At 54.7% G+C, this 25,808-nt stretch carries 26 protein-coding genes and 1 pseudogene; 15 read left to right on the top strand and 12 right to left on the bottom strand.

Annotated features, from left to right (window positions below):
* The first annotated feature begins 58 nt into the window (after positions 1 to 58).
* The gene (locus AC07RN_RS19520; protein WP_407439079.1) at positions 59 to 1,087 is read left to right on the top strand and encodes a TerC/Alx family metal homeostasis membrane protein; all 1,029 of its coding nucleotides are present in this window, start codon (positions 59 to 61) and stop codon (positions 1,085 to 1,087) included.
* Between the two features lie 173 nt (positions 1,088 to 1,260).
* Here AC07RN_RS19520 and AC07RN_RS19515 read toward each other — a convergent pair whose 3' ends face one another.
* Positions 1,261 to 1,923: an HAD family hydrolase gene (locus tag AC07RN_RS19515; RefSeq protein ID WP_478337089.1), complete on the bottom strand. Its 663-nt coding sequence runs from the start codon at positions 1,921 to 1,923 to the stop codon at positions 1,261 to 1,263.
* Positions 1,924 to 2,162: 239 nt separating this feature from the next.
* Here AC07RN_RS19515 and AC07RN_RS19510 point away from each other — a divergent pair, with 239 nt between their 5' ends.
* Entirely contained in the window at positions 2,163 to 2,678 is a 516-nt protein-coding gene (locus AC07RN_RS19510) for an NlpC/P60 family protein (protein WP_015960862.1), read from the top strand.
* A gap of 4 nt (positions 2,679 to 2,682) precedes the next feature.
* On the opposite strand, the gene AC07RN_RS19505 is transcribed toward AC07RN_RS19510, so the two are convergent.
* The 4 genes and pseudogenes from AC07RN_RS19505 to AC07RN_RS19490 all read right to left on the bottom strand — a co-directional run bounded on the left by AC07RN_RS19505 (position 2,683) and on the right by AC07RN_RS19490 (position 5,458).
* Positions 2,683 to 3,477 (bottom strand): SDR family NAD(P)-dependent oxidoreductase, encoded by a 795-nt coding sequence (locus AC07RN_RS19505; protein ID WP_478337088.1) that lies wholly within the window; start codon positions 3,475 to 3,477, stop codon positions 2,683 to 2,685.
* 68 nt (positions 3,478 to 3,545) lie between these two features.
* Entirely contained in the window at positions 3,546 to 4,127 is a 582-nt protein-coding gene (acpT, locus tag AC07RN_RS19500; protein WP_015960860.1) for a 4'-phosphopantetheinyl transferase AcpT, read from the bottom strand.
* A gap of 2 nt (positions 4,128 to 4,129) precedes the next feature.
* Positions 4,130 to 4,385: pseudogene (locus AC07RN_RS19495) on the bottom strand (beta-ketoacyl-ACP synthase); the annotation flags it as partial.
* 23 nt (positions 4,386 to 4,408) lie between these two features.
* Positions 4,409 to 5,458, bottom strand: coding sequence for an AI-2E family transporter (locus tag AC07RN_RS19490; protein WP_449554967.1), 1,050 nt, complete (start codon positions 5,456 to 5,458; stop codon positions 4,409 to 4,411).
* A gap of 144 nt (positions 5,459 to 5,602) precedes the next feature.
* Between AC07RN_RS19490 and AC07RN_RS19485 the strand changes: the two genes are divergently transcribed.
* Positions 5,603 to 6,832, top strand: a complete 1,230-nt coding sequence (locus AC07RN_RS19485; protein ID WP_186753664.1) for an MFS transporter — start codon at positions 5,603 to 5,605, stop codon at positions 6,830 to 6,832.
* On the opposite strand, the gene AC07RN_RS19480 is transcribed toward AC07RN_RS19485, so the two are convergent.
* Positions 6,825 to 7,382, bottom strand: a complete 558-nt coding sequence (locus AC07RN_RS19480; protein WP_478337087.1) for a DcrB family lipoprotein — start codon at positions 7,380 to 7,382, stop codon at positions 6,825 to 6,827. The two genes, AC07RN_RS19485 and AC07RN_RS19480, sit on opposite strands and share 8 nt — an antisense overlap.
* A gap of 72 nt (positions 7,383 to 7,454) precedes the next feature.
* Positions 7,455 to 8,120 carry a 7-cyano-7-deazaguanine/7-aminomethyl-7-deazaguanine transporter gene (locus tag AC07RN_RS19475; RefSeq protein WP_478337086.1) on the bottom strand — a complete coding sequence of 222 codons (666 nt, stop codon included), beginning with the start codon at positions 8,118 to 8,120 and terminating at the stop codon, positions 7,455 to 7,457.
* Positions 8,121 to 8,341: 221 nt separating this feature from the next.
* Here AC07RN_RS19475 and tusA point away from each other — a divergent pair, with 221 nt between their 5' ends.
* From tusA to AC07RN_RS19455, 4 genes are all read left to right on the top strand, one after another.
* A complete protein-coding gene (tusA, locus tag AC07RN_RS19470) occupies positions 8,342 to 8,587 on the top strand; it encodes a sulfurtransferase TusA (protein WP_015960837.1) in 246 nt (81 codons plus the stop codon).
* A gap of 146 nt (positions 8,588 to 8,733) precedes the next feature.
* The gene (locus tag AC07RN_RS19465; RefSeq protein WP_186753669.1) at positions 8,734 to 9,717 is read left to right on the top strand and encodes a TRAP transporter substrate-binding protein; all 984 of its coding nucleotides are present in this window, start codon (positions 8,734 to 8,736) and stop codon (positions 9,715 to 9,717) included.
* Between the two features lie 25 nt (positions 9,718 to 9,742).
* On the top strand, positions 9,743 to 10,252 hold the full coding sequence (locus AC07RN_RS19460; RefSeq protein WP_015960835.1) for a TRAP transporter small permease: 510 nt from the start codon (positions 9,743 to 9,745) through the stop codon (positions 10,250 to 10,252).
* Between the two features lie 10 nt (positions 10,253 to 10,262).
* Positions 10,263 to 11,549 carry a TRAP transporter large permease gene (locus tag AC07RN_RS19455; protein WP_015960834.1) on the top strand — a complete coding sequence of 429 codons (1,287 nt, stop codon included), beginning with the start codon at positions 10,263 to 10,265 and terminating at the stop codon, positions 11,547 to 11,549.
* Positions 11,550 to 11,684: 135 nt separating this feature from the next.
* Here the strand turns inward: AC07RN_RS19455 and zntA are convergent, their stop codons facing one another.
* Together zntA and AC07RN_RS19445 are read right to left on the bottom strand one after the other, a co-directional pair.
* Positions 11,685 to 13,871: a Zn(II)/Cd(II)/Pb(II) translocating P-type ATPase ZntA gene (zntA, locus tag AC07RN_RS19450; protein ID WP_478337085.1), complete on the bottom strand. Its 2,187-nt coding sequence runs from the start codon at positions 13,869 to 13,871 to the stop codon at positions 11,685 to 11,687.
* Between the two features lie 75 nt (positions 13,872 to 13,946).
* Positions 13,947 to 14,573 (bottom strand): lysoplasmalogenase, encoded by a 627-nt coding sequence (locus tag AC07RN_RS19445; protein WP_015960832.1) that lies wholly within the window; start codon positions 14,571 to 14,573, stop codon positions 13,947 to 13,949.
* Positions 14,574 to 14,702: 129 nt separating this feature from the next.
* Between AC07RN_RS19445 and AC07RN_RS19440 the strand changes: the two genes are divergently transcribed.
* Entirely contained in the window at positions 14,703 to 15,062 is a 360-nt protein-coding gene (locus AC07RN_RS19440) for a DUF2500 domain-containing protein (protein ID WP_015960831.1), read from the top strand.
* Positions 15,063 to 15,304: 242 nt separating this feature from the next.
* Here AC07RN_RS19440 and AC07RN_RS19435 read toward each other — a convergent pair whose 3' ends face one another.
* On the bottom strand, positions 15,305 to 15,586 hold the full coding sequence (locus tag AC07RN_RS19435) for a DUF1145 family protein (protein ID WP_015960830.1): 282 nt from the start codon (positions 15,584 to 15,586) through the stop codon (positions 15,305 to 15,307).
* Positions 15,570 to 16,169 (bottom strand): 16S rRNA (guanine(966)-N(2))-methyltransferase, encoded by a 600-nt coding sequence (gene rsmD, locus AC07RN_RS19430; RefSeq protein WP_015960829.1) that lies wholly within the window; start codon positions 16,167 to 16,169, stop codon positions 15,570 to 15,572. The genes AC07RN_RS19435 and rsmD overlap by 17 nt, the downstream gene beginning before the upstream one ends.
* 138 nt (positions 16,170 to 16,307) lie before the next feature.
* Here rsmD and ftsY point away from each other — a divergent pair, with 138 nt between their 5' ends.
* From ftsY to AC07RN_RS19400, 6 genes are all read left to right on the top strand, one after another.
* Positions 16,308 to 17,834 carry a signal recognition particle-docking protein FtsY gene (gene ftsY / locus AC07RN_RS19425; RefSeq protein WP_478337084.1) on the top strand — a complete coding sequence of 509 codons (1,527 nt, stop codon included), beginning with the start codon at positions 16,308 to 16,310 and terminating at the stop codon, positions 17,832 to 17,834.
* Positions 17,835 to 17,836: 2 nt separating this feature from the next.
* On the top strand, positions 17,837 to 18,502 hold the full coding sequence (gene ftsE / locus AC07RN_RS19420) for a cell division ATP-binding protein FtsE (protein WP_015960827.1): 666 nt from the start codon (positions 17,837 to 17,839) through the stop codon (positions 18,500 to 18,502).
* Positions 18,495 to 19,550, top strand: a complete 1,056-nt coding sequence (gene ftsX, locus AC07RN_RS19415; RefSeq protein WP_015960826.1) for a permease-like cell division protein FtsX — start codon at positions 18,495 to 18,497, stop codon at positions 19,548 to 19,550. Before ftsE ends, ftsX begins: the two co-directional genes overlap by 8 nt.
* A gap of 269 nt (positions 19,551 to 19,819) precedes the next feature.
* Positions 19,820 to 20,677 (top strand): RNA polymerase sigma factor RpoH, encoded by an 858-nt coding sequence (gene rpoH / locus AC07RN_RS19410; protein ID WP_015960825.1) that lies wholly within the window; start codon positions 19,820 to 19,822, stop codon positions 20,675 to 20,677.
* 160 nt (positions 20,678 to 20,837) lie between these two features.
* Positions 20,838 to 22,103, top strand: coding sequence for a 4-aminobutyrate--2-oxoglutarate transaminase (locus AC07RN_RS19405; protein WP_478337083.1), 1,266 nt, complete (start codon positions 20,838 to 20,840; stop codon positions 22,101 to 22,103).
* Between the two features lie 197 nt (positions 22,104 to 22,300).
* Positions 22,301 to 23,401, top strand: a complete 1,101-nt coding sequence (locus AC07RN_RS19400) for a branched-chain amino acid ABC transporter substrate-binding protein (protein WP_015960823.1) — start codon at positions 22,301 to 22,303, stop codon at positions 23,399 to 23,401.
* Between the two features lie 466 nt (positions 23,402 to 23,867).
* On the opposite strand, the gene panM is transcribed toward AC07RN_RS19400, so the two are convergent.
* Positions 23,868 to 24,251, bottom strand: a complete 384-nt coding sequence (gene panM / locus AC07RN_RS19395) for an aspartate 1-decarboxylase autocleavage activator PanM (RefSeq protein ID WP_015960822.1) — start codon at positions 24,249 to 24,251, stop codon at positions 23,868 to 23,870.
* A gap of 423 nt (positions 24,252 to 24,674) precedes the next feature.
* On the opposite strand from panM, the gene livK reads away from it, so the two are divergent.
* Positions 24,675 to 25,784, top strand: coding sequence for a high-affinity branched-chain amino acid ABC transporter substrate-binding protein LivK (gene livK, locus AC07RN_RS19390; protein ID WP_235134231.1), 1,110 nt, complete (start codon positions 24,675 to 24,677; stop codon positions 25,782 to 25,784).
* Positions 25,785 to 25,808 lie beyond the last annotated feature (24 nt).

The following is a 25,808-nucleotide window of genomic DNA, read 5'->3' as shown; positions in this document are numbered from 1 at the left end:
AATTGCTGGTTAACCCCAGTCTGCATGGTTTGTGTTTTGTCCTCAAAAAGGGTTGTTTATGGCTTCTGCTCATCTCGGTTTCCCGACGGAAACCGTCGTTGTCTTTGTTGTGATGGCTGTGGGGGCGATGTTTATCGACCTCTTCATGCACCGTCACGACAAACCTATTTCGTTAAAAAGCGCGGCGATGTGGTCCATTTTTTGGGTCATGATGGCAATGGCGTTTGCGGGATTCCTGTACGTTCACCACGGCGCAGAGGTGGCGAGTTTATTCCTCACCGGTTATGCGCTGGAAGAGGTGCTCTCGGTTGATAACCTGTTTGTGATGATGGCGATTTTCGCCTGGTTCGGGGTGCCGGATAAATATCGTCACCGGGTGCTGTACTGGGGCATTTTGGGGGCGATTGTGTTCCGCGGGATTTTTGTCGCCATCGGCACCAGCCTGTTGAGCCTTGGGCCGTACGTGGAAGTGGTCTTCGCGCTGGTGGTGGGCTGGACGGCGCTGATGATGCTCAGACGCAACGAAGAGAGCGACGAGGTCGAGGATTACTCGCATCATCTGGCCTATCGGTTGGTGAAACGCTTTTATCCTGTCTGGCCGAAGATCAGCAGTAACGCATTTCTTCTGACGCAAAAAGAGGTGGATGCGGAGCTTGAGAAACCCGAAAACCAGGACGTGATGGTTGGGCGCGTGAAGAAAGCGAAACGCTACGCCACACCACTGCTGCTGTGCGTCGCGGTGGTTGAACTGTCTGACGTGATGTTTGCATTCGACTCCGTACCCGCGATTATCGCCGTTAGCCGTGAACCGCTGATTATTTATAGCGCCATGATGTTCGCGATTCTCGGATTACGTACGCTCTATTTTGTGCTCGAAGCGCTGAAACAGTATCTGGTGCATCTGGAGAAATCAGTGGTTCTGCTGCTGTTCTTCGTGGCCTTTAAGTTGGGGCTGAACGCGACGGATCACTTCTGGCATCACGGCTATAGCATTTCCGCCACGGCAAGCCTGTTTGTGGTGTTGGGCGTACTGGCGCTGGGAATTATCGCGAGCGTGATGTTCCCTGGGAAACGCGCCGAAAGGTAAAAACAAAACGGCAACTGAGGTTGCCGTTTGTGTTTTCCCCTCTCCCTGTGGGAGAGGGTTGGGATGAGGGCATCAGACCGCACAAGGTAAATTCAAAACGGCAACTGAGGTTGCCGTTTGTGTTTTCCCCTCTCCCTGTGGGAGAGGGTTAGGGTGAGGGCATCAGATCGCAGCTAGTTTTTAATCGGCGAACGACGACGCGCTTTAGGCGGATGGAAATGCCGCCAGTGCGGATCTTGTGCCGCGGCTAGCAACTCATGATCTCCACGGGTGTCGCCCCAGGCGCGCAGGTGGTAATCGTTCAGATTGCCATACACCAGCTCAAGCCGCGCCACCTTCTGCGCGCAGCGGCAGTTGTGCCCGGTAATACGCCCGGTCAGTTTGCCGTCTGCCACTTCCAATTGCGTGCCAATCAGCTTAATGCCGAGCTTATCGGCCCACGGCTGAAGAACCAGCGCGGGCGACGCTGAACAGATCGTCACTTCCGCACCTGAATTCACCTCAGCCGCAACCGCCAGAACCCCCGCCGGACGCATCAGTTTGTTCCAGTATTTTTCGCAAAACAGTTCCGCTTGCTGGCGCATCCAGTGCTCATCCACGCCCGTCAGGAAGGTTTTAATCAGCACTTCCTTGAGCTCATCGCGCGTCAGTTTGCGACGCACGCAGTGAAGCGTTGGCAGCGCCATACGCACCAAACGCCCAGCAAAATAACGTTTACCAAAGGCAAAACGCAGGAAAGGGATAAAACTGTCGTGATGCGTCAACGTTCCATCAAAATCAAAAACGGACAGCACTCTGGATTTGGCCACTGCCTCATCGGCAATCATATTGGTCATAAATACGTCTTAGCTGAAATACACATTCTGCTCATTAGTTTACCTGCTTTACCTCTCCAGTCCTTATACCGCGCCTATTTTTTTCTCATTCTTGCGACCTGCTAGTGAGTCCGATAATGGATTCCTCAGGCTTTGTTCAAAAAACAATCTGTCTATATTATCGCCGTCTCGAAAGGTGATTCGGGGGAACGCTGTCTCCTCACTGGTAAGGAAAAATTCACTCAATTTAAGTTATCGTTATGATTTTTAGACTTCTTATTTCAATACTCGCGTTAAGTTTTGCCTCTGCTGCATTGAGTTTTCAACTGCCTGCATCGATGTTATCGCAACATCACCCGCTTTCTGCGTCTACCGCGAAGACCGCGCTGGAGCAAAAGGAAACCGGCCCGCTTCGTGGACGGATCCTGACGCAATACCAAAAATGGAAAGGGACGGACTACAAATGGGGCGGCACCAGCCATCGTGGCGTGGATTGCTCCGCGCTGATGCAGCATTTATTTAGCGACGCGGCGCATCTTTCGCTGCCGCGTACTACGGGGGAGCAGATCCACCGTGGCGTTCAGGTTGCGGAACACCGCCTCAAAGCCGGGGATCTGATTTTCTTCCAGACCGGGCCAAACCGCCGCCACGTTGGGGTGTATATCGGCAATCGCCAGTTTATCCACGCCTCCACCAGTCAGGGCGTCACGGTCTCCACGCTGGCGAACGATTACTGGCATACGCACTTTATTACCGCTCGCCGGATCACCGGTTGAGCCATTAGATAATATCGTCCACCACACCCCCGTCGACGCGCAACGCCGCGCCGGAGGTGGCGGAAGCCTGAGTTGAGCAAACATAAACCACCATGTTTGCCACTTCTTCCACCGTGGCGGCGCGCTGGATAACCGAACTTGGGCGATGGGCCATCACGAACTCTTTCGCCAGCGTTTCCAGTGATTTCCCGGTTTTCTCCATCTCGTCTTTCATCATCTCGGCAAAACCGTCTGACATTGTCGGTCCCGGCAAGACGCTGTTCACCGTGACGCCGCTTCCGGCGACGAATTTCGCCAGACCACGCGCGAGCGAGAGCTGCGCCGTTTTCGTCACGCCGTAGTGGATCATGTCAGCCGGAATATTGCGCGCTGATTCAGAAGAGATAAACACCACGCGGCCCCAGCCTTTTTGCACCATGCCAGGAAGCAATGCGCGCGACAGCCGCACGCCGGACATCACGTTGGTTTGCCAGTAGTTATTCCAGGTGTCGTCGTCGGTAGCGTAAAAATCCTGTGGGCCGTAAATCCCGGCGTTGTTCACCAGAATATCGATATTAGACGCCACTTTTAGCAGCGATTCGACGCCGTCAGGCGAGCTGAGATCGGCAATCGCCGCGCGAACCTGAACGCCAGGCACAACCTGCTGAAGCTGCTGAATGCCTTTATTGACGGACTCTACGCTGCGGCCATTGATAATCACTTCAGCCCCGCTTTCTGCCAGGCCGCGTGCAATGGCAAATCCGATGCCGCCGGTAGAGGCGGTGACGAGTGCGACTTTCCCCGTAAGATCGATTTTCATGGTCTGTTCCTTTTGATGATAAAAGTGCAGACCATAAAGCGTAGCAGAGGGGAACGTCTGCGCAGGAATCAGAGGAACGTGACGGCGTTGTCGTCCAGCGTAAAGGGGGTAGGGGTGCAGACCGCCAGACTCAGCGCGCCAAACTGACAGTGGCTGATGTTCAGGGCGGATTTGAAGGTGCTGTCGATACTGACAATTTGCCAGGCGCTGCCGCCGCGCTGTTTCACTATCGCCTCTTTGCGCGTCCAGATGCGCCAAAACGCCGACAGTTTTTCTTCTGGCATTTCGCGCTCCAGCTCATCATGTTCCGCCACGCTAAACACGGCATTGGCGAGGGCTTGCCAGTTATCGCGCGGTCGAATCACTTCAATATCGCAGCCTACTTCGCCTTCGTCGCTCATCAGCAGGGCTATGTCATCCCCGCTATGGCTCAGGTTGAACCAGAATGGCTTTGCATCGACAAACGCGGGTTTCCCCTGATCGCCAAAGACGATTTCCGGCAACGAGGCGGGAGACAACGCACGCGCAAGCAGCGTACGGCCCGCCAGCCAGCGGGCGCGACGGGCACCCTGTGGCGCCCTGTCTGCAAGCGCTGACACCAAAGGGTCAGCGGTAAGAGTCGAAATTTTTCCCAGTACCAACTGGTACATAGTTACGCCCAACGTTTAATGATGATGGAGGTGTTAATGCCGCCAAAGGCGAAATTATTGCTTTGCAGATATTCACAGTCAATCTGACGTGCCACCCCATAATATAATCTAAAGCGCCAAATTGCTCATCAGGTTGTCTTAAATTGCGCGTCGGGGCGAACCCTCTGCAGGCCTATCCGCGCTTCTATCGCCCCGCAGGCCCCTATCGTATCACGCATAATAATGCGTTGATGACGAGAGGGGCACGGTATCACTGTAGCAAGGGTTTCATGAAGATATATTTAGCCCGGAAGCCGGCTTTTGGGTCGCCCTGGCCCAAGAAGAATCGCCAGTTTTCCACCGCCTTTGGTGGTTTCCATCCATATTTTACAGACGCTGGTGAGTGGTACGGAAAGCAGCATACCCACCGGGCCGAGCAGCCATCCCCAGATTAATAATGACAGGAAGACGACCATCGTTGACATGCCCAGGCGGTGGCCCATCATGCGTGGTTCTAAAATATTTCCCAATATCATATGCACCACCAGGAACAGCGCGCCGACCAGCATACATTCGTAAATACCATTGAACAGAAACGCCTGGATCATTGGCGGCACGGCGGAAAGCACCGCGCCGATATTTGGCACGTAGTTCAGCAGAAACGCCAGCACGCCCCACATCAGTGCGAACTGTACGCCCATCAGCGTCAACCCCAGCCACACAATCACCCCGGTCCACAGGCTCAGTAGCGTTTTCAGCGCCAGATATTTGGATACGCCTTTCAGCGCGCGGTGCAGGCCCGCAATATGAATTTGCGGATTGTTCAGCGCAAAGCGTAGCTTGTAAGGGACATGGCGCACCTCAAACAGCATAAAGACCACCGTCATCACCAGCAGCAAAATGCTGGCCATCGCGCCCGAAAGCCCGGTCATCAGCGTGGTGGCGAAGGTCATGATTTTTTCTGAATCCATACGCTGCAACATGCGCTCAGGTGACATATGAAGATTGAGGAACGGCAGCATCTCCTGTAATTCCAGCGCCTTGCGGGTCAGCTCTTTGTTGTATTTGGGGAGCATCGTAGAAAATTCACTGAGCGATGCTGCCAGCACGCCGAACAGCGCAGTCAGCACGATCAGCATGACCAGGACAACGATGGTGATCGCCACCGGCCGTTTGATGCCTCGACGGATAAACCAGGTGACTAATGGATTGAGAACAATAGCGAAAAAGAGCGCCAGTAAAAGTTGAACAATAATGTCGGCTGCGGCGTGGATCCCCGCGAGGATCACCACCAGACAGGCGAGTTTTAACAGAATATGGAGACCCGTTTTATCGGGCTGAGCGGATGTCATGCTGATTCCTTATGTTGTGTGCTCGTTAAGTGTAGTGCCTGCGATGCGCTTCGCTTGAGGCTGTTAATCTGAAATTCGCGGCTGATTTTCACCGCGTGACGTGGTAATAGTGAAACACTGTTGCAAAAATCCAGGTAGAAAGTCATGCCCGTACCTGCCGCCGAACCGGCACTTAGCGGATTGCGCCTCAATCTGCGCATCGTTTCTGTTGTCATGTTTAATTTCGCCAGCTATCTCACCATCGGTCTGCCGCTGGCGGTTTTGCCCGGTTACGTCCACGACGTGATGGGGTATAGCGCTTTCTGGGCGGGGCTGGTGATCAGCCTGCAATATTTCGCCACGCTGTTGAGCCGTCCACAGTCGGGGCGATATGCCGACCTGTTTGGGCCAAAGAGTATTGTCGTCGTCGGGTTATGCGGCTGTTTCCTGAGCGGCCTGAGCTATTTGCTGGCGGCCACCACCAGCGGCTGGCCGATAATGAGTCTGGCGCTGCTGTGCCTTGGGCGAGTGATTCTGGGGATAGGGCAAAGCCTGGCGGGAACCGGCTCAACGCTGTGGGGCGTAGGCGTCGTCGGTAATGCGCACATTGGCCGCGTGATTTCGTGGAACGGGATTGTCACCTACGGCGCGATGGCACTCGGCGCGCCGCTTGGCGTGCTGTGCTATGCGTGGGGCGGGCTGCACGGGCTGGCGTTAACCATTATGGCCGTCGCGTTTATTGCCATTTTACTGGCGATTCCGCGACCGAAAGTCAAAGCCACGAAAGGCAAGCCGCTACCGTTTCGCGCCGTGCTCGGGCGCGTCTGGCCGTACGGCATGGCGCTGGCGCTGGCCTCCGCCGGTTTCGGCGTGATCGCCACCTTTATCACGCTGTTCTACGACGCGAAAGGCTGGGACGGCGCAGCGTTTGCGCTGACGCTGTTTAGCTGCGCGTTTGTCGGGGCGCGTCTACTGTTCCCGAACGGCATCAACCGTCTGGGCGGCCTGAATGTGGCGATGATTTGCTTCGCCGTTGAGATTATCGGCCTTCTGCTGACCGGGATCGCCGACGAGCCATGGGTTGCAAAAATCGGTGTGTTCCTCGCGGGCGCAGGGTTTTCATTGGTCTTTCCGGCACTCGGTGTGGTGGCGGTTAAAGCAGTGCCGCAGCAAAATCAGGGCTCGGCGCTGGCGACCTATACGGTATTTATGGATATGTCCCTGGGCGTAACCGGGCCACTGGCAGGGTTGCTCATGGCGTGGGCGGGCGTACCGGTGATTTATCTGGCGGCAGCGGGGCTGGTGGGTGCGGCATTCCTGCTGACATGGCGCTTAAAAAAACGGCCTCCGACGCAAACGCCGGAGGCCGTTGAATCCTCATCAAACGTTACTTGATGACGATGGTATTGATAATGTTTTCAGCCGTGGTCTGTGCTTTCTGCTGATCTTCTGCTGGCAGCGTGATCTGCAGGGTCAGCAGTTTGCCGTCTACTTTACCAAGCACTACGGAAGAGTAAGCGGTCTGGCCCTTTGCGGAGATGATGCTGTCCAGCTGTTGCAGAGTGCGGCCTTTCAGTTCGATAGATTTGTTGGTCACGACCTGGAGCTGCGGGTCGCGGCTACGCTGCTGATCTTCCAGACGCTTCGCCAGCACGGCCAGATCTTCGTTGGAGTCGTCGCCCACAATCACAATGACGGCTTTCTGTCCGGTAGCATCGGAATAAACGTGCATATTGTTCGCCTGCGTCCCCAGCTTACCGCTCTGATCGGTCATATCTGCTGGCAGGGCGAAACTGAGTTTGCCCTCCATCAGCTCGACCGGCTGACCGGTCGCATTACTTTCTGCGGCCGCGCCCTGAACAGGTGTTTTGGTGTCGCTATTATCACAGGCCGCAAGACCCACAACCAGCAGGCCAATCCCCACATATTTAACCAGATTGCGCATTGACTTCTTCCTTTCGATAAACGGCCATAACGGCTCATTCATCCATCTTATCACAACTGATAAAGCGAACGTTTAACCAGCCTGCAATGCGGTGATTTCAGATTTATCTGCGAGTCTTTTCAGCAGCATATTCAACAGAACGCCGTACATCGGCAGGAAGAATACGATGCTGATAAGCACTTTGAAGCCGTAATCCACCAGCGCGATTTCCATCCAGTGCTGAGCCATAAACGCATCGGGGCTGCGCCAGAAAGCAATAAAGAAGAAGGCCAGCGTGTCGCTCACGTTACCGAACAGCGTGGAGGCGGTCGGCGCCATCCACCAGCGATGGTTTTGACGCAGACGGTTAAACACATGGACGTCAAGAATCTGTCCCAGCGCGTAGGCCATAAAGCTCGCGGCGGCGATACGGGCGACGAACAGGTTGAAGTGCAACAGCGCCTCGAAACCTTGCCAGCATCCCATATAAAAAAGTGATGAAATCCCATACGACACGAACAGCGCAGGCAGCATCACCGCAAAAATAATGCGTCGGGCCAGCGGCGCGCCAAAAATGCGCACGGTTAAATCAGTCGCGAGGAAAATAAACGGAAAACTGAACGCGCCCCAGGTGGTATGAAAACCAAAAATGGAGATCGGGAGCTGCACCAGATAGTTGCTGGAGGTAATCACCAGCAGATGAAAAAGCGATAGCCAGAACAACGCTTTTACGCGCTGCGATTGAGAGAACTGCGTCATATTGTGACCTTTTTGATTAATGTTTGGGGTGAGGGAACCCAATTTGAATCTGACACCTTAGGCTTCAACAGCAACGCCTGATGGTCCAGATTCTGAACCGGCCGCATAATACTGCTTTGACAACACATTGCAATGGCTAATTTTCACGCAATCGTTAACCTGGTTTGCTTTGCCAAAAACGCGGCGTAAACTACAGCCGTTTTTAGATGATTGAGGCGATGATGACCGACCTGTTTTCCACTCCAGACCACACCCTTGATGCCCAGGGCCTTCGCTGCCCGGAGCCTGTTATGATGGTGCGTAAAACCGTGCGCACGATGCAAACCGGCGAAACGCTTTTAATCATTGCCGACGATCCGGCGACCACGCGAGACATCCCCGGTTTCTGTACTTTTATGGAACATGAGCTGATCGCACAAGAGACCGAAGCGCTGCCGTATCGCTATCTTTTACGCAAAGGCGCGTGATCGAATCTACGATTTCAAACCATCGTTTCAAAACTTATCGCTTTTGTGAGTTGCTTCACCTCTGCTTTCCAGGACGTAGTCTAATTTTTAAGCGTAAAACTAAAACAACGTTTTAACGCTTATCTCACTACCCTGGAGTTGACCCGATGAAAACGACCCTCAAGCCGTTACTGGCCTCTTTGTGCCTGTCCACCGCGTCACTGCTGTTCGCCACCACGGCGGCAGCGCAAACGATTAAAGCTGCTGATGTTCACCCTGAAGGCTACCCAAACGTGGTGGCCGTGCAAAACATGGGTGAAAAACTCAACCAACAAACCGATGGCAAGCTGGAGATCAAAGTCTTCCCTGGCGGTGTCCTGGGCGACGAAAAGCAAATGATTGAGCAGGCGCAGATGGGCGCTATCGATATCATTCGCGTCTCAATGGCACCTGTTGCGGCGATTTTGCCGGATATCGAAGTGTTCACACTGCCCTACGTGTTCCGCGATGAAGACCATATGCACAAGGTGATCGACGGTGATATCGGCAAAGAGATTGGCGAAAAACTCACGGCTAACCCGAAATCGCGCCTGGTGTTTCTGGGCTGGATGGACTCCGGCACGCGTAATCTGATCACCAAAGAGCCGATCGTCAAACCAGAAGACCTGAAAGGCAAGAAAATCCGCGTGCAGGGCAGCCCTGTCGCACTGGCGACCTTGAAAGCGATGGGGGCAAACTCGGTGGCGATGGGCGTCAGCGAAGTCTATAGCGGGATGCAAACCGGGGTGATCGACGGCGCGGAAAACAATCCGCCAACCTTTGTGGCGCATAACTACATGCCGGTTGCCAAAAACTACACCCTCAGCGGCCACTTCATCACGCCGGAAATGCTCCTGTACTCCAAAGTGAAATGGGACAAACTCAGCGCTGATGAGCAGCAGAAAATCAAAACTCTGGCCCGTGAAGCGCAATTTGAACAGCGCAAACTCTGGGACGCTTACAACCAGCAGGCGCTGGATAAAATGAAAGCGGGCGGCGTGCAATTCCACGATATCGACAAAGCGGTGTTTATCAAAGCGACAGAACCGGTGCGCGCGCAGTACGGCGATAAGCACAAGGAACTGATGCAGGCCATCGCGGACGTCAAGTAAACCCTAACGTGTTCGTGGAGGACGTATGTCCGAACTCTACCTGAAGTGGATGGACCGCCTGTACCTGTTCGCTATGGCCGTCGCGGGCGTGTCGCTGCTGGTCATGACGATTGTTATCCCCATCGGCATTTTCTCGCGCTATGTGCTCAATCGCGGGGAATCCTGGCCGGAACCGATCGCGATTATTTGCATGGTGACTTTCACCTTTATCGGTGCGGCGGTGGGGTACCGCGCCGGGTCGCATATCGCCGTGAATATGCTCACCGATCGCTTGCCCGACATGCTCAAAAACCTGTGCGCCAGGGCAGTGGATCTGCTGATGCTGCTGATTTCCGCACTGATCTTCTGGTACAGCCTGCTGCTGTGTATCGAACTGTGGGAACAGCCCGTCGCAGAGTTCCCCATCCTCACGTCGGGTGAAAGCTATCTGCCGTTGCCGGTAGGTTCGGCCATTCTGATCCTGTTTGTCATCGAGCGCTTGCTGTTTGGCTCGCAGGAAAACCGCCCGGTCGTATTGATCGGTAACCACAGTTAAGGGGTGAACAATGGATGCGTTTATTTTGTTATTCACCCTCGCCATTTTGTTGGCGCTGGGGATGCCGGTGGCTTTTGCTGTCGGGCTAAGTGCGGTTGCAGGTGCGCTGTGGATTGATTTGCCGCTGGAAGCGTTGATGATCCAGATTACCAGCGGGGTGAATAAATTCACGCTGCTGGCGATCCCGTTCTTTATCCTGGCGGGCGCGATCATGGCGGAAGGAGGCATTGCGCGACGGCTGGTGAACTTCGCGTACATTTTCGTCGGCTTCATTCGTGGCGGACTGTCGCTGGTCAATATCGTCGCATCAACGTTTTTTGGCGCGATTTCCGGATCGTCGGTGGCGGATACGGCATCAATCGGCAGCGTGATGATCCCGGAAATGGAGAAAAAGGGGTATCCGCGCGAGTACGCTGCAGCGGTGACGGCCAGCGGATCGGTGCAGGCGATTTTGATTCCGCCCAGCCATAACTCGGTGATTTACTCGCTGGCGGCGGGCGGTACGGTGTCGATCGCCACGCTGTTTATCGCGGGGGTGTTACCGGGGCTGCTGCTCGGTTTCTGCCTGATGATTTTGTGCCTCGGTTTCGCGCATAAGCGCGGCTATCCGAAGGGCGAAAAAATCCCGTTTAAGCAGGCGGTGAAGATTTTCTTCGATGCGCTGTGGGGGCTATTGACGGTGGTGATTATTCTGGGCGGGATTTTGTCCGGCATCTTCACAGCGACAGAATCGGCGGCCGTCGCCTGCCTGTGGGCGTTTTTCGTCACCATGTTTATCTACCGCGACTACAAGTGGAAAGAGCTGCCGAAGCTGATGTGCCGCACGGTGAAAACGGTCACGATCGTGATGATCCTGATTGGTTTTGCGGCGGCGTTTGGCGCGGTGATGACCTACATGCAGCTCCCGACGCGGATCACCGAGTTCTTCACGTCGCTGTCGGATAACAAGTACGTGATCCTGATGTACCTCAACATCATGTTGCTGCTGATTGGCACGCTGATGGACATGGCGCCGCTGATTCTGATTTTGACGCCGGTGCTGTTGCCAGTGACCAACTCGCTGGGTATCGATCCGGTGCATTTCGGCATGATCATGATGGTCAATCTGGGGATCGGACTGATTACGCCGCCGGTGGGTTCGGTGCTGTTTGTCGCCAGTGCGGTGAGTAAACAGCGCATCGAAACCGTGGTCCGCGCGATGCTGCCGTTTTACGCCATGCTGCTGGTGGTGCTGGGAATGGTGACGTATATCCCGGCGATATCGTTGTGGCTTCCGGGGGTACTGGGCATGCAGTGAGTTGTCTTTTCCCTTTCCCTGCGAGAGAGGGCATCAGGCCGCACGGATGAAAAGAAAACGGCAACTTCGGTTGCCGTTTTTAGTGTTTCTCCCTCTCCCTGTGGGAGAGGGCTGCGGTGAGGGCATCAGGCCACTCTATTTCTTTCGCAATAGCCTCAGTGCATTCGCCGTCACCAGCACCGTCGCACCAGTATCCGCCAGCACGGCCAGCCACAGCCCGGTGATGCCAAGCAGCGTGGTGACCAGGAAAATCCCTTTCAGCCCCAGCGCAATGCCAATGTTCTGGCGGATATTGGCACGCGTCGCGCGCGCCAGGCCGATCATCTGCGCCAGTCCGGTCAGACGGTTATGGGTCAGCGCAGCGTCGGCAGTTTCTAGCGCCACGTCTGTACCGCTACCCATCGCGATCCCGATGGTCGAGGCTTTCATCGCCGGAGCGTCGTTGATGCCGTCGCCCACCATCGCCAGCGGTGCCTGGCCGTTGAGCTCGGTAACGGCCTGCACTTTATCGGCAGGCAATAATCCGGCTTTGAATTCAAGGCCCAGCTCATTGGCAATAGCGGCAGCTGCGCGCGGATTATCCCCCGTCAGGATCACACCCTGAATACCCAGTTGATGCAGCGCAGCAACGGCCTCTTTCGCATCGTCACGCAACGTATCGCGCAGCGCCAGAACGCCTTTTGCGACGCCATCTACGGCCACAATGATGACGGTCTGCCCGGCCTGTTCCAGCTCACTAATTTGCTGACTCAGTGCCTGCGACGGGAATTTATCGGCGGCGGTGATCAGCACTTTTTTGCCGTCTACATCGGCTTCGATTCCTGAACCGACCAGCGCCCGCTGCTCGCTGGCTGCCGGAAGGGTTAAGCCGCGCGACTGCGCCTCACGTACAATGGCCTGCGCCAGCGGGTGAGTGGAGCCCTGTTCGACGGCGGCGGCCAGCGTCAGCAGGGCGTCCTCGGTCAATTCAAGCGGATAAACGCCGGTGACCTGCGGTTTGCCCACGGTGAGCGTGCCGGTCTTATCGAAAGCGACGTGCTGAATCTGGCTAAGCTGTTCCAGCGCCGCGCCGCCTTTGATCAATGCCCCACGGCGCGCCGCAGCGGCCAGACCGGAAGTGATCGCCGCAGGCGTCGAAATCACCAGCGCGCACGGACAACCGATCAGCAGCAACGTCAGCCCTTTGTAAATCCACTCCTGCCAGGAGGCGGCAAAGAGCAGCGGCGGGATAATCGTTACCAGCAGGGCGATGAGCATAATCACGGGGGTGTAAATTCGGCTGAAACGATCGATAAAACGCTCGACGGGCGCGCGGCGCTCTTCGGCTTCTTCAATAAGTTTCAGAATGCGGTCGATGGCGCTTTCGCCCGGTTCCGAGAGCACGCTGAGCTGCACCAGACGGTCAACGCTGGTGGCACCCGCAGGCACTTTTTCGCCCGTCGCGCGCTCGACGGGAATGGATTCGCCGGTCAGTGCGCTTTCATCAAAACTCGCCGTGGCGGTGATTAAGGTGCCATCGGCAGGCAGACGCCCTCCGGCAGCCACTTCAATCACATCGCCCGGACGCAGCGTGTTGATGGCCACGGTCTGACGCTCGCCGTTGAATACCCGCGTAGCGGTTTCGGGTTTTAATGCCATTAAAGCGCTGACGCCTTTACGCGCGCGGCTTGCGGCCCAGCCTTCAAGGCGTTCACCCACCAGGAACAACAGCAGGACCATTGCGGCTTCTGCCGTCGCGCCGATAAACAGCGCGCCGATGGCCGCGACGCTCATCAGCGTTTCAATTGCAAACCAGCTTCCGCTTTTCATCAGGCGCAGCGCCTGACGGGCTATCGGGAACAGCCCCACCAGCGTGGTGGCGATAAACGCCAGATTGCCTAATGGATGATTGAAATGCTCCAGCCCCCAGCTTAACGCCATCATGATGATGAGGGTGATGAGCGGCAGATTATCACGCAGCGGAGAGACTTTTTCGGCGGGCGCATCTTCGGCTCTGAGGGAATACCCGGCTTTGGTGACTGCCGATTCGACGGCGGCGCTCACGTCATTTTCTGCACTGACCAGCAGCTTTTCCGTGGCGAACAGCACCTGGACGTGGTTGACGCCCGCGACCTGTTTTACCGCGTTTTCCACTTTGCGGGCGCAGGCGGCGCAGTCCATTCCGTTGACGACCCATGTGTAACGCTCACCGCTGGCGGGCAGTACTGGAGCGCTTTGTGTGTCACACGTACCTGCGCTGCAGCAATCTTCTTTCGCGGGGACGGGGCTGAGTTTGAGTGCCGAAAATTGCGGCACTTTTTTAGATGTGTCTGGAGTCGACATGGCACTCTCCGGTAATGATAATTTTCTCATTAACCGCAGCATACACTCTGGAGTCGGCTCCAGAGTCAAGCGTTATTAGATATACAGCGAACGCACGATCAGGAAGTGGCCGCCGAAGTAGCAAGCCGCCGCAATGGCGTTATCCGCGCGGAAACGACGACGATAATGGCTGCCCAGCCAGACGATATTCCCCAGCAATAGCAGCGTGGCGCCAAAGAAAGCCGACATCGCAGGTGCGGTTGGGCGGAAGAACCACAGTTCACCGGCAAGCCAGACCATCACCAGCGTCATGGCGATAAACGTACACACCGGCCAGCGCATCTCTTCAAGGCGCGACCAGACAACGGCGACCAGCAGCGCACCGATTACCAGCAAAATCAGCGGCAGCGGCCAGAAGAAGGACAGCGTCATCTGGCTGGCGAAATAGATGGTGTAAAGCAGATGTGAGAGGAAAAATGCCCCGACGGCGTATAACACGCGCTGACGCGGGAGCAGCGTTAACGCATCGCCAATCAGCGAGGCGCACAGGCCAGCCAGCACCAGATAACTCACCGCGTTAAACATTGGCGCCTGCCAGGCGAGCAAAAGCAGCAGCAGTAGCGTGACGGGCTTAAACAACCAGCGCTGCCACACGGGACCGCGATACGACGCATCGACGTAGAGCCATGCGGAAAAACAGACAGCGATAAATGACCAAAGCATATTAACTCCCTGTATCTGTTATTTTTGAATAAACATTCTCTGATTCAGTGTAGTGACGCGGGCGGGCGTTTGGCAATGCCGGATCCGGCGAGGTATCCTGATTTCCGCATAATCTGATGGGATTCAACAATGAGCAAAATGCCGATTTTTTTGATTATCGTGGTGGTGGTCATTGTGATTGCCGCCTCGTTTCGTTTTGTGCAGCAGCGCCGCGAAAGGGCCGATAACGACGCCGCACCGCTTCTGCAAAAACGCGTGGTGGTGAGCAACAAACGCGAGAAAGCGCTCGATAACCGACGCTCTCGCCAGCAGCAGGTGACGCCCGCTGGCACAGCGATGCGTTATGAAGTGAGTTTTAAGCCGCAAAGCGGCGGGCTGGAGATGACCTTTCGCGTCGATGAAAAGCACTATCATCAGCTCACGGTAGGGGAGAAAGGGACGCTGAGTTACAAGGGATCGCGGTTTGAGGGGTTTACGGCGGAGCCGTAGTTTCCCCTTACCCTGACCTTCTAAGAGGCGAGGGCTAGGGTGCGGTGTCTGACAATGCGGATGCGTTCTTTTTTCCCCTCTCCCTGTGGGAGAGGGTTAGGGTGCGGTGTCTGGCAATGCGGATGTGTTCTTTTTTCCCTCTCCCTGTGGGAGGGGGTTAGGGTGCGGTTTCTGGCAATGCGGATGCGTTCTTTTTTTCCCTCTCCCTGTGGGAGAGGGTTAGGGTGAGGGCATCAGACCGCTTATTTCTTAACCTGTGCCTTAAACTTTTTCATCCACACCAGCAGCTCGAACACACCAAAAATAAACACGCGCAGCTGCTGCCAACCCGTCATCGGCGGGCTGTCTTTCGGTAAGCCGTTTTTCAGCATCACCATCTGCAGGGCATGCATAAACGCGGTGAATATTAGCGCCACGTTGACGAAAATGTTCAGCGGGCGCGGGAACGGATGGACCAGATTCAGGATCAGAAACGCCCAAACGCCTACCATCAGCACGCGCCCAACGTTAATCAGGATCGGCATGAGACTCTCCTTGTACTTCACGGTGATATAAACGATAGGCAACCTGCCCGGCAACCTGTTCACGATGTAAGTTCCAGTGCACGGGCACCGGCGGTAAGCCATTTTCGACTTCGCTTTCGACGTAAATCAGCGCGTCATCCGCCAGCCAGCCATTATTTTCCAGCAGCGTGAGTGTCTCTTCCAGCAGCCCTTTACGGAACGGCGGATCGATAAACACCACGTCGTGCGGTGTGCCCGGCTGCGCGAGGAACGCAAGCGTGTTGGTCGTAACCACCCTGGCATTCGATGCTTTGAGCGTAGCGAGGTTTTGCTGTAATTGCTGCGCAACGCCACGTTCCATCTCCAGCAGCGTGGCGCTGGCGGCATAACGCGACAGGGCTTCGAGGCCCAGCGCACCGCTTCCGGCGAAGCAATCCAGGCATTTCGCGTCTACCATCGATGGGGCCAGCCAGTTAAACAGCGTTTCTCTGACGCGATCGGTCGTGGGGCGCAGACCTGGGCTATCGGGCACAGGCAGTTTACGGCCACGCCACTGGCCACCGATAATGCGAATTTGTCCGGCCGGGCGGTTTGTTTTCTTCATTTCTGGAAAGCTCTGCTAACAATTGGCCTGCGATTCCAGGCGGTGATGTCAATTAAGTAAAGTGTTAGACTATTTCATCATTTTTATAGCTTCCATGTATATAGCGCCAGAAATTAACCGCAAGGGGTGTAGTCGCAGATGGCAAAACAAAAAAAACGTGGCTTCTTTTCCTGGTTGGGCTTTGGTGAAAAAGAGCAAGAAACAGAACAGAAAACCGAAGAGCAACAGGCGGTTGAAGAACAATCGCAGCCAGAAACGCCCGTTGAAACGGCGGCGGTAGTCGAAGCGGAAGAACAGACTCACAGCAAAGAAGAGACTGAAGCCTTCGCCGAAGAGGTTGTCGAGGTCACTGAGCAGGTTCAGGAAAGTGAAAAACCGCAGCATGTTGAAGCCGAACCGGTTATTGCAGAGCCTGTAGTCGAGGCAATTGTTGAGCCGGTGGTTGAAGAAACCCCGCGCGCTGTTGTTGAACACGAAGAGTTGCCGCTGCCGGAAGAGGTGAAAGCCGAAGTAATTTTACCGGAAGAGTGGCAGGCAGAAGCTGAAACCGTCGAAACGGTTGAAGACGCGTTCGTCGAACAAAAGGCGGCTGAAGAGGCCGACGACGAACCTGTAATTACTGATGAAGAGCTGGAAGCGCAGGCGCTGGCAGCGGTTGCCGCAGAAGAAGCGGTCATCGTTGTTCCGGTCGCGGAAGCGGACGAGCCTGTCGAAGAGATCGTTCAGGAGCAGGAAAAACCCACCAAAGAAGGTTTCTTCGCGCGCCTGAAACGCAGCCTGCTTAAGACGAAAGAAAATCTCGGTTCCGGATTTATCAGTCTGTTCCGCGGTAAAAAGATCGACGATGATCTGTTCGAGGAGCTGGAGGAACAGCTGCTGATCGCCGATGTCGGCGTAGAGACAACCCGTAAAATCATCGCCAGTCTGACCGAAGGCGCGAGCCGTAAACAGCTGCGCGATGCCGAGGCGCTGTACGGTCTGCTGAAAGACGAGATGGGCGAAATTCTCGCAAAAGTTGACGAACCACTTAATATTGAAGGCAAAACACCGTTTGTTATTCTGATGGTCGGCGTCAATGGCGTGGGTAAAACCACCACGATCGGTAAGATGGCGCGTCAGTTTGAGCAGCAGGGCAAATCGGTCATGCTGGCGGCGGGCGATACCTTCCGTGCGGCGGCCGTTGAGCAGCTCCAGGTTTGGGGTCAGCGCAACAACATTCCGGTGATTGCGCAGCATACGGGCGCAGATTCCGCGTCGGTTATATTCGATGCCATTCAGGCGGCGAAGGCGCGTAACGTGGATGTGCTGATTGCCGATACCGCAGGGCGTTTGCAGAACAAATCGCACCTGATGGAAGAATTAAAGAAAATCGTCCGCGTGATGAAGAAGCTAGACGAAGACGCACCGCATGAAATTATGCTGACTCTGGACGCCAGCACCGGGCAGAACGCCATCAGCCAGGCGAAGCTGTTCCATGAGGCGGTAGGGCTGACCGGCATTACGCTGACTAAACTGGACGGCACCGCGAAAGGGGGAGTGATCTTCTCCGTGGCGGATCAGTTCGGTATTCCAATCCGCTACATTGGTGTCGGCGAACGTATCGAGGATTTGCGTCCGTTTAAATCGGACGACTTTATTGAGGCACTTTTTGCCCGAGAGGATTAACAATGATTCGCTTTGAACATGTCAGCAAGGCCTATCTCGGTGGGAGACAAGCGTTGCAGGGAGTGACATTTCACCTGCAGCCAGGCGAGATGGCATTCCTGACCGGCCATTCCGGCGCGGGAAAAAGTACCCTGCTCAAGCTTATCTGTGGGATCGAGCGGCCAAGCGCCGGGAAAATTTTATTTGGCGGCCATGATATTAGCCGCCTGAAAAACCGTGAGGTGCCGTTTTTACGTCGCCAGATCGGGATGATTTTCCAGGATCACCACCTGTTGATGGATCGCACTGTTTTCGATAACGTGGCCATTCCGTTGATTATCGCGGGTGCCAGTTTTGATGATATCCGCCGTCGCGTTTCAGCGGCGCTGGACAAAGTGGGGCTGTTGGACAAAGCGAAAAATTTCCCGATCCAGCTCTCTGGCGGTGAACAACAGCGCGTGGGTATTGCCCGTGCAGTGGTGAACAAACCCGCTGTTTTGCTGGCGGACGAACCGACCGGTAACCTGGACGATGCGCTCTCGGAAGGGATTTTGCGTCTGTTTGAGGAGTTTAACCGCGTTGGCGTGACGGTACTGATGGCAACGCACGACATCGGCCTTATCTCTCGCCGTTCGTACCGCATGCTGTCGCTGAGCGACGGTCATTTGCATGGAGGCCTGAGTGAATAAGCGCGATGCAATAAACCAGATTCGTCAGTTTGGTAATCGATTTGACCGTTTCCGTCCTTCGCAGGGCGGTGGTGACGGCAACCGAAACGCGCCGAAACGCGCCAAATCGTCGCCGAAACCGCAGTCGCGGAAAACCAACGTGTTTAATGAGCAGGTGCGCTATGCCTTCCAGGGCGCGTTGCAGGATCTGAAAAGCAAACCGCTGGCCACGTTCCTGACGGTGATGGTGATTGCCATCTCCCTGACGCTGCCGAGCGTTTGCTACATGGTCTACAAAAACGTTAATCAGGCCGCGTCGCAATATTATCCTTCGCCGCAAATTACGGTGTATCTGGATAAAGCTCTCGACGATAACGCCGCGGCGCAGGTGGTGGGACAACTCCAGTCTGAACAGGGCGTGGAAAAGGTTAACTATCTCTCGCGTGACGAAGCGCTGGGTGAGTTCCGCAACTGGTCTGGCTTTGGTGGGGCGCTGGATATGCTTGAAGAAAACCCGTTGCCTGCTGTGGCGGTGGTCATTCCCAAGCTTGATTTCCAGGGTACAGAATCGCTGAACACCTTGCGCGATCGCATCAGCCAGGTGAAGGGTATTGATGAAGTGCGCATGGACGACAGCTGGTTTGCGCGTCTGGCATCACTCACCGGACTGGTTGGCCGCGTGGCGGCAATGATTGGCGTATTGATGGTGGCGGCGGTCTTCCTCGTCATCGGTAACAGCGTGCGTCTGAGTATCTTTGCCCGTCGCGATACGATTAACGTGCAAAAACTGATTGGTGCGACGGATGGATTCATCCTGCGCCCGTTCCTTTACGGCGGCGCATTGCTCGGTTTTTCCGGTGCATTTCTTTCACTGATATTGTCAGAAATTTTGGTGATGCGGCTCTCTTCTGCGGTGACGGAAGTGGCACAAGTTTTTGGAACTAAGTTTGATATCAGTGGGTTAGGCTTTGATGAGTGCCTGTTGTTACTGCTGGTGTGTTCGATGATCGGCTGGATCGCAGCATGGCTTGCGACCGTCCAACATTTACGCCACTTTACCCCCCAATAAAAAATTTCTGATATAATCTTTCCCTGCAATGAGTACTTCACTCGGCAGGGAAAGAGTATCTGTTCACTCTCCTCCCGCGAACCGCAATCCATGTCACATTTTGTGCGTAATCTATTCACCGCAGTGCATGGAACTTGTGGATAAAATCACGGTCTGATAAAAGAGTGGATAAAAGAGTGAATGTTAGTCTCGCTGCTCAAATGCTTTGGCATGCTTGTTGCCTGATGGGGACAAACCACCGCCAGAAGACACTAAATTGAGAGGAATGAATGACCAAAGAAATGCAAACTTTAGCTTTAGCCCCTGTTGGTAACCTGGAATCTTACATCCGGGCCGCTAACACTTGGCCGATGTTGACGGCCGAGGAAGAAAAGGAGCTTGCTGAAAAGCTGCATTACCAGGGCGATCTGGAAGCAGCTAAGACGCTGATCCTGTCTCACCTGCGCTTTGTTGTTCACGTTGCTCGTAATTATTCGGGCTACGGCCTACCGCAGGCGGACTTGATTCAGGAAGGCAACATCGGCCTCATGAAGGCTGTGCGTCGCTTCAACCCAGAAGTGGGTGTGCGACTGGTGTCTTTCGCCGTGCACTGGATTAAAGCTGAAATTCACGAATACGTTCTGCGTAACTGGCGTATCGTGAAAGTGGCGACCACCAAAGCGCAGCGCAAACTGTTCTTCAACCTGCGTAAAGCCAAGCAGCGTCTGGGCTGGTTCAACCAGGAAGAAGTCGAAATGGTAGCGCGCGAGCTGGGTGTTTCCAGTAAAGACGTGCGCGAGATGGAGTCCCGTATGGCCGCGCAGGACATGACGTTTGATATGTCTTCCGACGACGATGCGCAGGATAGCCAGCCGATGGCACCGGTTCTGTATCTCCAGGATAAAACCTCTAACTTTGCCGACGGTATTGAAGAGGACAATTGGGAAGATCAGGCCGCGAACAAACTGACCCACGCAATGGAAGGTCTCGACGAGCGTAGCCAGGCGATTATCCGCGCCCGCTGGCTGGACGAAGACAACAAGTCCACGCTGCAGGAACTGGCAGACCGCTACGGCGTCTCCGCTGAACGTGTACGTCAGCTTGAAAAGAACGCCATGAAAAAACTTCGCGCCGCTATCGAAGCGTAATTCCCGCGAAGTCCCCGATAACCCCTGGATGAAAATCTGGGGGTTTTGCTTTTCTGCTCTCCGCTTATTTTTCTGCGCCGCTCTGGCGAATTTCTCCCCCGTGGCAAACACTTACAGATGCGCTGTAGGTTTAGCTTGCTGACAACTTTAGGGGGATGGGGTGAAAAATAACGAATTGAATGAAAGGCGTTTACAGGCCACGCCACGTGGAGTCGGCGTCATGTGTGGGTTCTACGCCGACAAAGCCGAAAATGCGACCCTGTGGGATGTGGAAGGCAACGAAGTGATCGACTTCGCGGCGGGCATCGCGGTGCTCAATACCGGTCATCGCCATCCCAAAGTGATCGCCGCCATTGAACACCAGCTGCAATCCTTCACCCATACGGCCTATCAGATCGTGCCTTACGAGAGTTACATCTCCTTAGCGGAACGTATCAACGCCCGCGTGCCGATCGACGGGCCAGCAAAAACGGCGTTCTTCTCGACGGGCGCTGAAGCGGTGGAAAACGCCGTCAAAATCGCGCGGGCTTACACCAAACGCCCCGGACTGATCACCTTTGGCGGTGCGTTCCATGGCCGTACCTTTATGACCATGGCGCTCACGGGCAAAGTGGCCCCGTACAAAATTGGCTTTGGCCCGTTCCCCGGCTCGGTTTACCACGCGCAATACCCCAACATGCTGCACGGCGTTAGCTCGCAAGAGGCGTTGAAAAGCGTTGAGCGTATCTTCAAAGCGGATATCGCACCCGATCAGGTGGCCGCTATCATTCTTGAACCGGTTCAGGGTGAAGGTGGGTTTAACGTTGCGCCGGCCGATTTCATGCAAGGGCTGCGTGCGCTGTGCGATACCCACGGCATTTTGCTGATCGCAGATGAGGTGCAAACCGGCTTTGCCCGTACCGGCAAACTGTTCTCGATGGAACACCACTGCGTGAAACCTGATTTAATCACCATGGCGAAAAGTTTGGCGGGCGGAATGCCGCTCTCAGCAGTGTCGGGTCGCGCTGACGTGATGGATGCCCCTGCGCCTGGTGGTCTGGGCGGGACTTACGCCGGTAACCCGCTGGCGATCGCCGCCGCGCTGGCGGTGCTGGACGTCATCGACGAAGACGATCTCTGCACCCGCGCGGCGCATCTCGGTCATCATCTGGTGGAAGTGCTGAACAAAGCCAAATCTGATTGCCCGTTTATCGCCGATATTCGCGCCCAAGGATCGATGGTGGCGGTGGAATTCAATGACCCGGAAACCGGACAGCCGTCCCCAGAATTTACCCGCGAGGTGCAGAACCGCGCGTTGCAGGAAGGTCTGCTGCTGCTGAGCTGCGGCGTGTACGGCAACGTGATTCGCTTCCTCTATCCGCTCACCATTCCTGAAGCACAGTTCCGCAAAGCGCTGGATATTATCTCTGCCTCGCTGACACGTTAAAGCGCTCCGCCCGGCAGCCAACGCTGTCGGGCTTATCATATATTCATTTCAAATTAGCTATTCCAAAATCATAAAAATGGGGTATGTTTTAGCAGAGTGTGCTGAATAAGCGCGAACGGCACACCTATAATTGAAATAAAGCGCTACACAACAACATCACAACAATCGTTATAACCATAATAATGGGGAATCTCAGGATGAATATGAAGGGTAAAGCGTTACTGGCAGGATGTATCGCGTTGGCATTTAGCACAATGGCTCAGGCAGATATTAAAGTGGCCGTTGTCGGTGCGATGTCCGGTCCGGTAGCGCAGTATGGCGATCAGGAATTTACAGGTGCAGAACAAGCGGTTGCAGACATTAATGCCAAAGGCGGAATCAAAGGCGAAAAGCTGCAGATCGTAAAATATGATGATGCCTGTGACCCGAAACAAGCGGTTGCGGTCGCGAACAAAGTGGTGAACGACGGGATCAAATACGTTATCGGTCACCTGTGCTCTTCTTCTACTCAGCCCGCGTCTGATATCTACGAAGACGAAGGCATTCTGATGATCACCCCGGCCGCTACTGCGCCAGAGCTGACGGCTCGCGGCTATAAAATGGTGATGCGTACCACCGGTCTGGACTCCGATCAGGGCCCAACGGCGGCAAAATACATCGTGGAGAAAGTGAAGCCGAAGCGCATCGCGATCATTCATGATAAACAGCAGTACGGCGAAGGCCTGGCGCGTTCCGTGCAGGACAACCTGAAGAAAGCCAATGCTAACGTGGTGTTCTTTGACGGTATCACTGCGGGCGAGAAAGACTTCTCTACGCTGGTGGCGCGTCTGAAGAAAGAAAATATCGATTTCGTTTACTACGGTGGCTATCACCCGGAAATGGGTCAGATTCTGCGTCAGGCGCGCGCCGCTGGCCTGAAAACCCACTTTATGGGCCCAGAAGGTGTGGCCAACGTTTCACTGTCTAACATTGCCGGTGAATCTGCAGAAGGCATGTTAGTGACTAAACCGAAGAACTACGATCAGGTACCGGCAAACAAACCAATCGTAGAAGCGATCAAAGCGAAGAAACAAGATCCGAGCGGCGCGTTCGTGTGGACCACCTACGCTGCGCTGCAGTCTTTGCAGGCGGGTCTGAATCAGTCAGCCGATCCGGCTGAAATCGCGAAATACCTGAAAGCGAATACCGTTGAAACCGTCATGGGGCCGTTGTCTTGGGACGAGAAAGGCGATCTGAAAGGCTTTGAGTTCGGTGTCTTTACCTGGCATGCGGATGGTTCGGCGACTGACGCCAAATAATTTTCCCATCGCCTTTCGTGCCGCAGGTGCGTTGGCTGCGTGATTCAACCCCGGTCACTTACTGATGTAAGCTGCTGGGGATTTCATCACTGGCCGCCTGCCTGCAACACGAAATTCTCGTGAAACGGCAACGTAAGTTGCCTTTTTTAATCTTTTCTCCCTCTCCCCGTGCGAGGTGAATTACTCGGTGCGATCTTTTCTCCCTCTCCCCGTACGAGGGGAATTGCTCGTTGCGATCTTTTCTCCCTCTCCCCGTGCGAGGGGAATTGCTCGGTGCGATCTTTTCTCCCTCTCCCCGTGCGAGGGGAATTGCTCGGTGCGACTTTTTCTCCCTCTCTCCGTGCGAGGGGAATTGCTCGGTGCGATCTTTTCTCCCTCTCCCCGTGAAAGGGGAATTGCTCGGTGCAATCTTTTCTCCCTCTCCCCGTGGGAGAGGGCGGGGTGAGGGCATCAGGCCGCAAAAAACTTAGCGCTTTTCCCAGCCCATCTCCACATCCACAAACCCCAATGCCAGCATAAACGCCGCCATTACGCTGCGGTCCTCAACGCCGACATCGGCCATCCACCAGGACGTCACATCGGGATGATGGCGAATCACTTCTTCGATCAAATATTGCCCCACGCCGCGACGTCGGGTGACATCACGCACGCGCAGTGAATCCAGCGCGCCTCGCGTACCGCTCAGCGTGACGCGCACTGCGCCCAGCAAGCGTTCATTAAAACGGGCGGCGTAGATACGGTGATGTTCATCAACGGCGAGTGAAGAAGAGGAATATTCCGGCCAGATTTTGCCCAGGTCGATAAGATCCTGGTCGCTAAAGGACACCAGACGAAGGATAGTCAGTTTCATTAGCTGCTTGTCCAAATCAAAAAGAGTAAGGCAGTGTACTCAATTTATCTCGCCAGCGGCTTCCACTTTTTAAATCCATTCTCCAGGTGATTACTTTTTTGGCAGCAACAAGAGTAGCTATAAAACGCAGGGATCGAAAAATAAGCAGAATTTTAACCTGAATGGCAGTGAATTATTCGGCGCTTTGTACCGTTATTTTATGCTGCAAACCGCGCTTTTATTTGTTTATCTCTGTCTGATTTCAGAATATTATCTTTGCTTAATCGCCTGAAAAATAGAGATTTTAGTCTGGTTTTTAGCAAAAAACTGCGCTAAACCATTAAAGGCACTGGTAAAAATAGCGTTGTTCATTAAAAGTACAGAATGCTTTTTAACCATAATAAAACAAAATATATACACGACATCACGAATGGGGATTCAGAGATGAAAAGGAACGCGAAAGCATTTATCGCGGGAATGGTTGCACTGGCGATTTCGCAGGCAGCTATGGCGGAAGAGATTAAAATTGCCGTGGTGGGTGCGATGTCCGGTCCGGTTGCCCAGTGGGGTGATATGGAATTTAACGGCGCGCGTCAGGCAATCAAAGACATCAACGCCAACGGTGGCATCAAGGGCGACAAGCTGGTCGGCGTGGAATATGACGACGCCTGTGACCCTAAACAAGCCGTCGCCGTTGCCAACAAAATTGTTAACGATGGCATTCAGTATGTGATCGGTCACCTCTGCTCCTCCTCCACACAGCCCGCTTCCGACATCTACGAAGACGAAGGCATTCTGATGATCACGCCCGGTGCGACCAACCCGGAGCTGACTCAGCGTGGCTATCAGCACATCATGCGTACCGCCGGTCTGGACTCTTCACAGGGACCGACAGCGGCGAAATACATTCTGGAAAAAGTGAAACCGCAGCGCATCGCGATCATTCACGATAAACAGCAATACGGCGAAGGCCTGGCGCGTTCCGTACAGGAAAGCCTGAAAAAAGGCGGCGCTAACGTGGTCTTCTTCGACGGTATCACTGCGGGCGAGAAAGATTTTTCCGCGCTGCTGGCCCGTCTGCAAAAAGAGAATATCGACTTCGTTTATTACGGCGGTTATTACCCGGAAATGGGCCAGATGCTGCGCCAGGCGCGGGCAACCGGGCTGAAAACGCAGTTCATGGGGCCAGAAGGCGTGGGTAACGCCTCGCTGTCTAACATCGCGGGGAATGCAGGCGAAGGCATGCTGGTGACGATGCCAAAACGCTATGACCAGGAACCGTCGAATAAAGCTATCGTAGACGCGCTCAACGCGCAGAAAAAAGATCCGAGCGGTCCGTATGTGTGGATCACCTATGCCGCCGTGCAGTCTCTGGCTACCGCCCTGGAACGCACCGGCAGCAAAGAGCCGCTGGATTTAATCAAAGATTTAAAAGCTCACGGTGCGAATACCGTGATTGGGCCGCTGAACTGGGATGAGAAAGGCGATCTGAAGGGATTTGAATTTGGTGTCTTCCAGTGGCATGCCGACGGTTCGTCAACCGTCGCGAAATAACGCCTGAAGACAAGTTATCCCGCC

Source organism: Lelliottia sp. GFLA7 (genome assembly GCF_056490165.1).
Note: the sequence above shows the minus strand (reverse complement) of the source record. Positions and strands in the feature narration are given on the sequence as shown.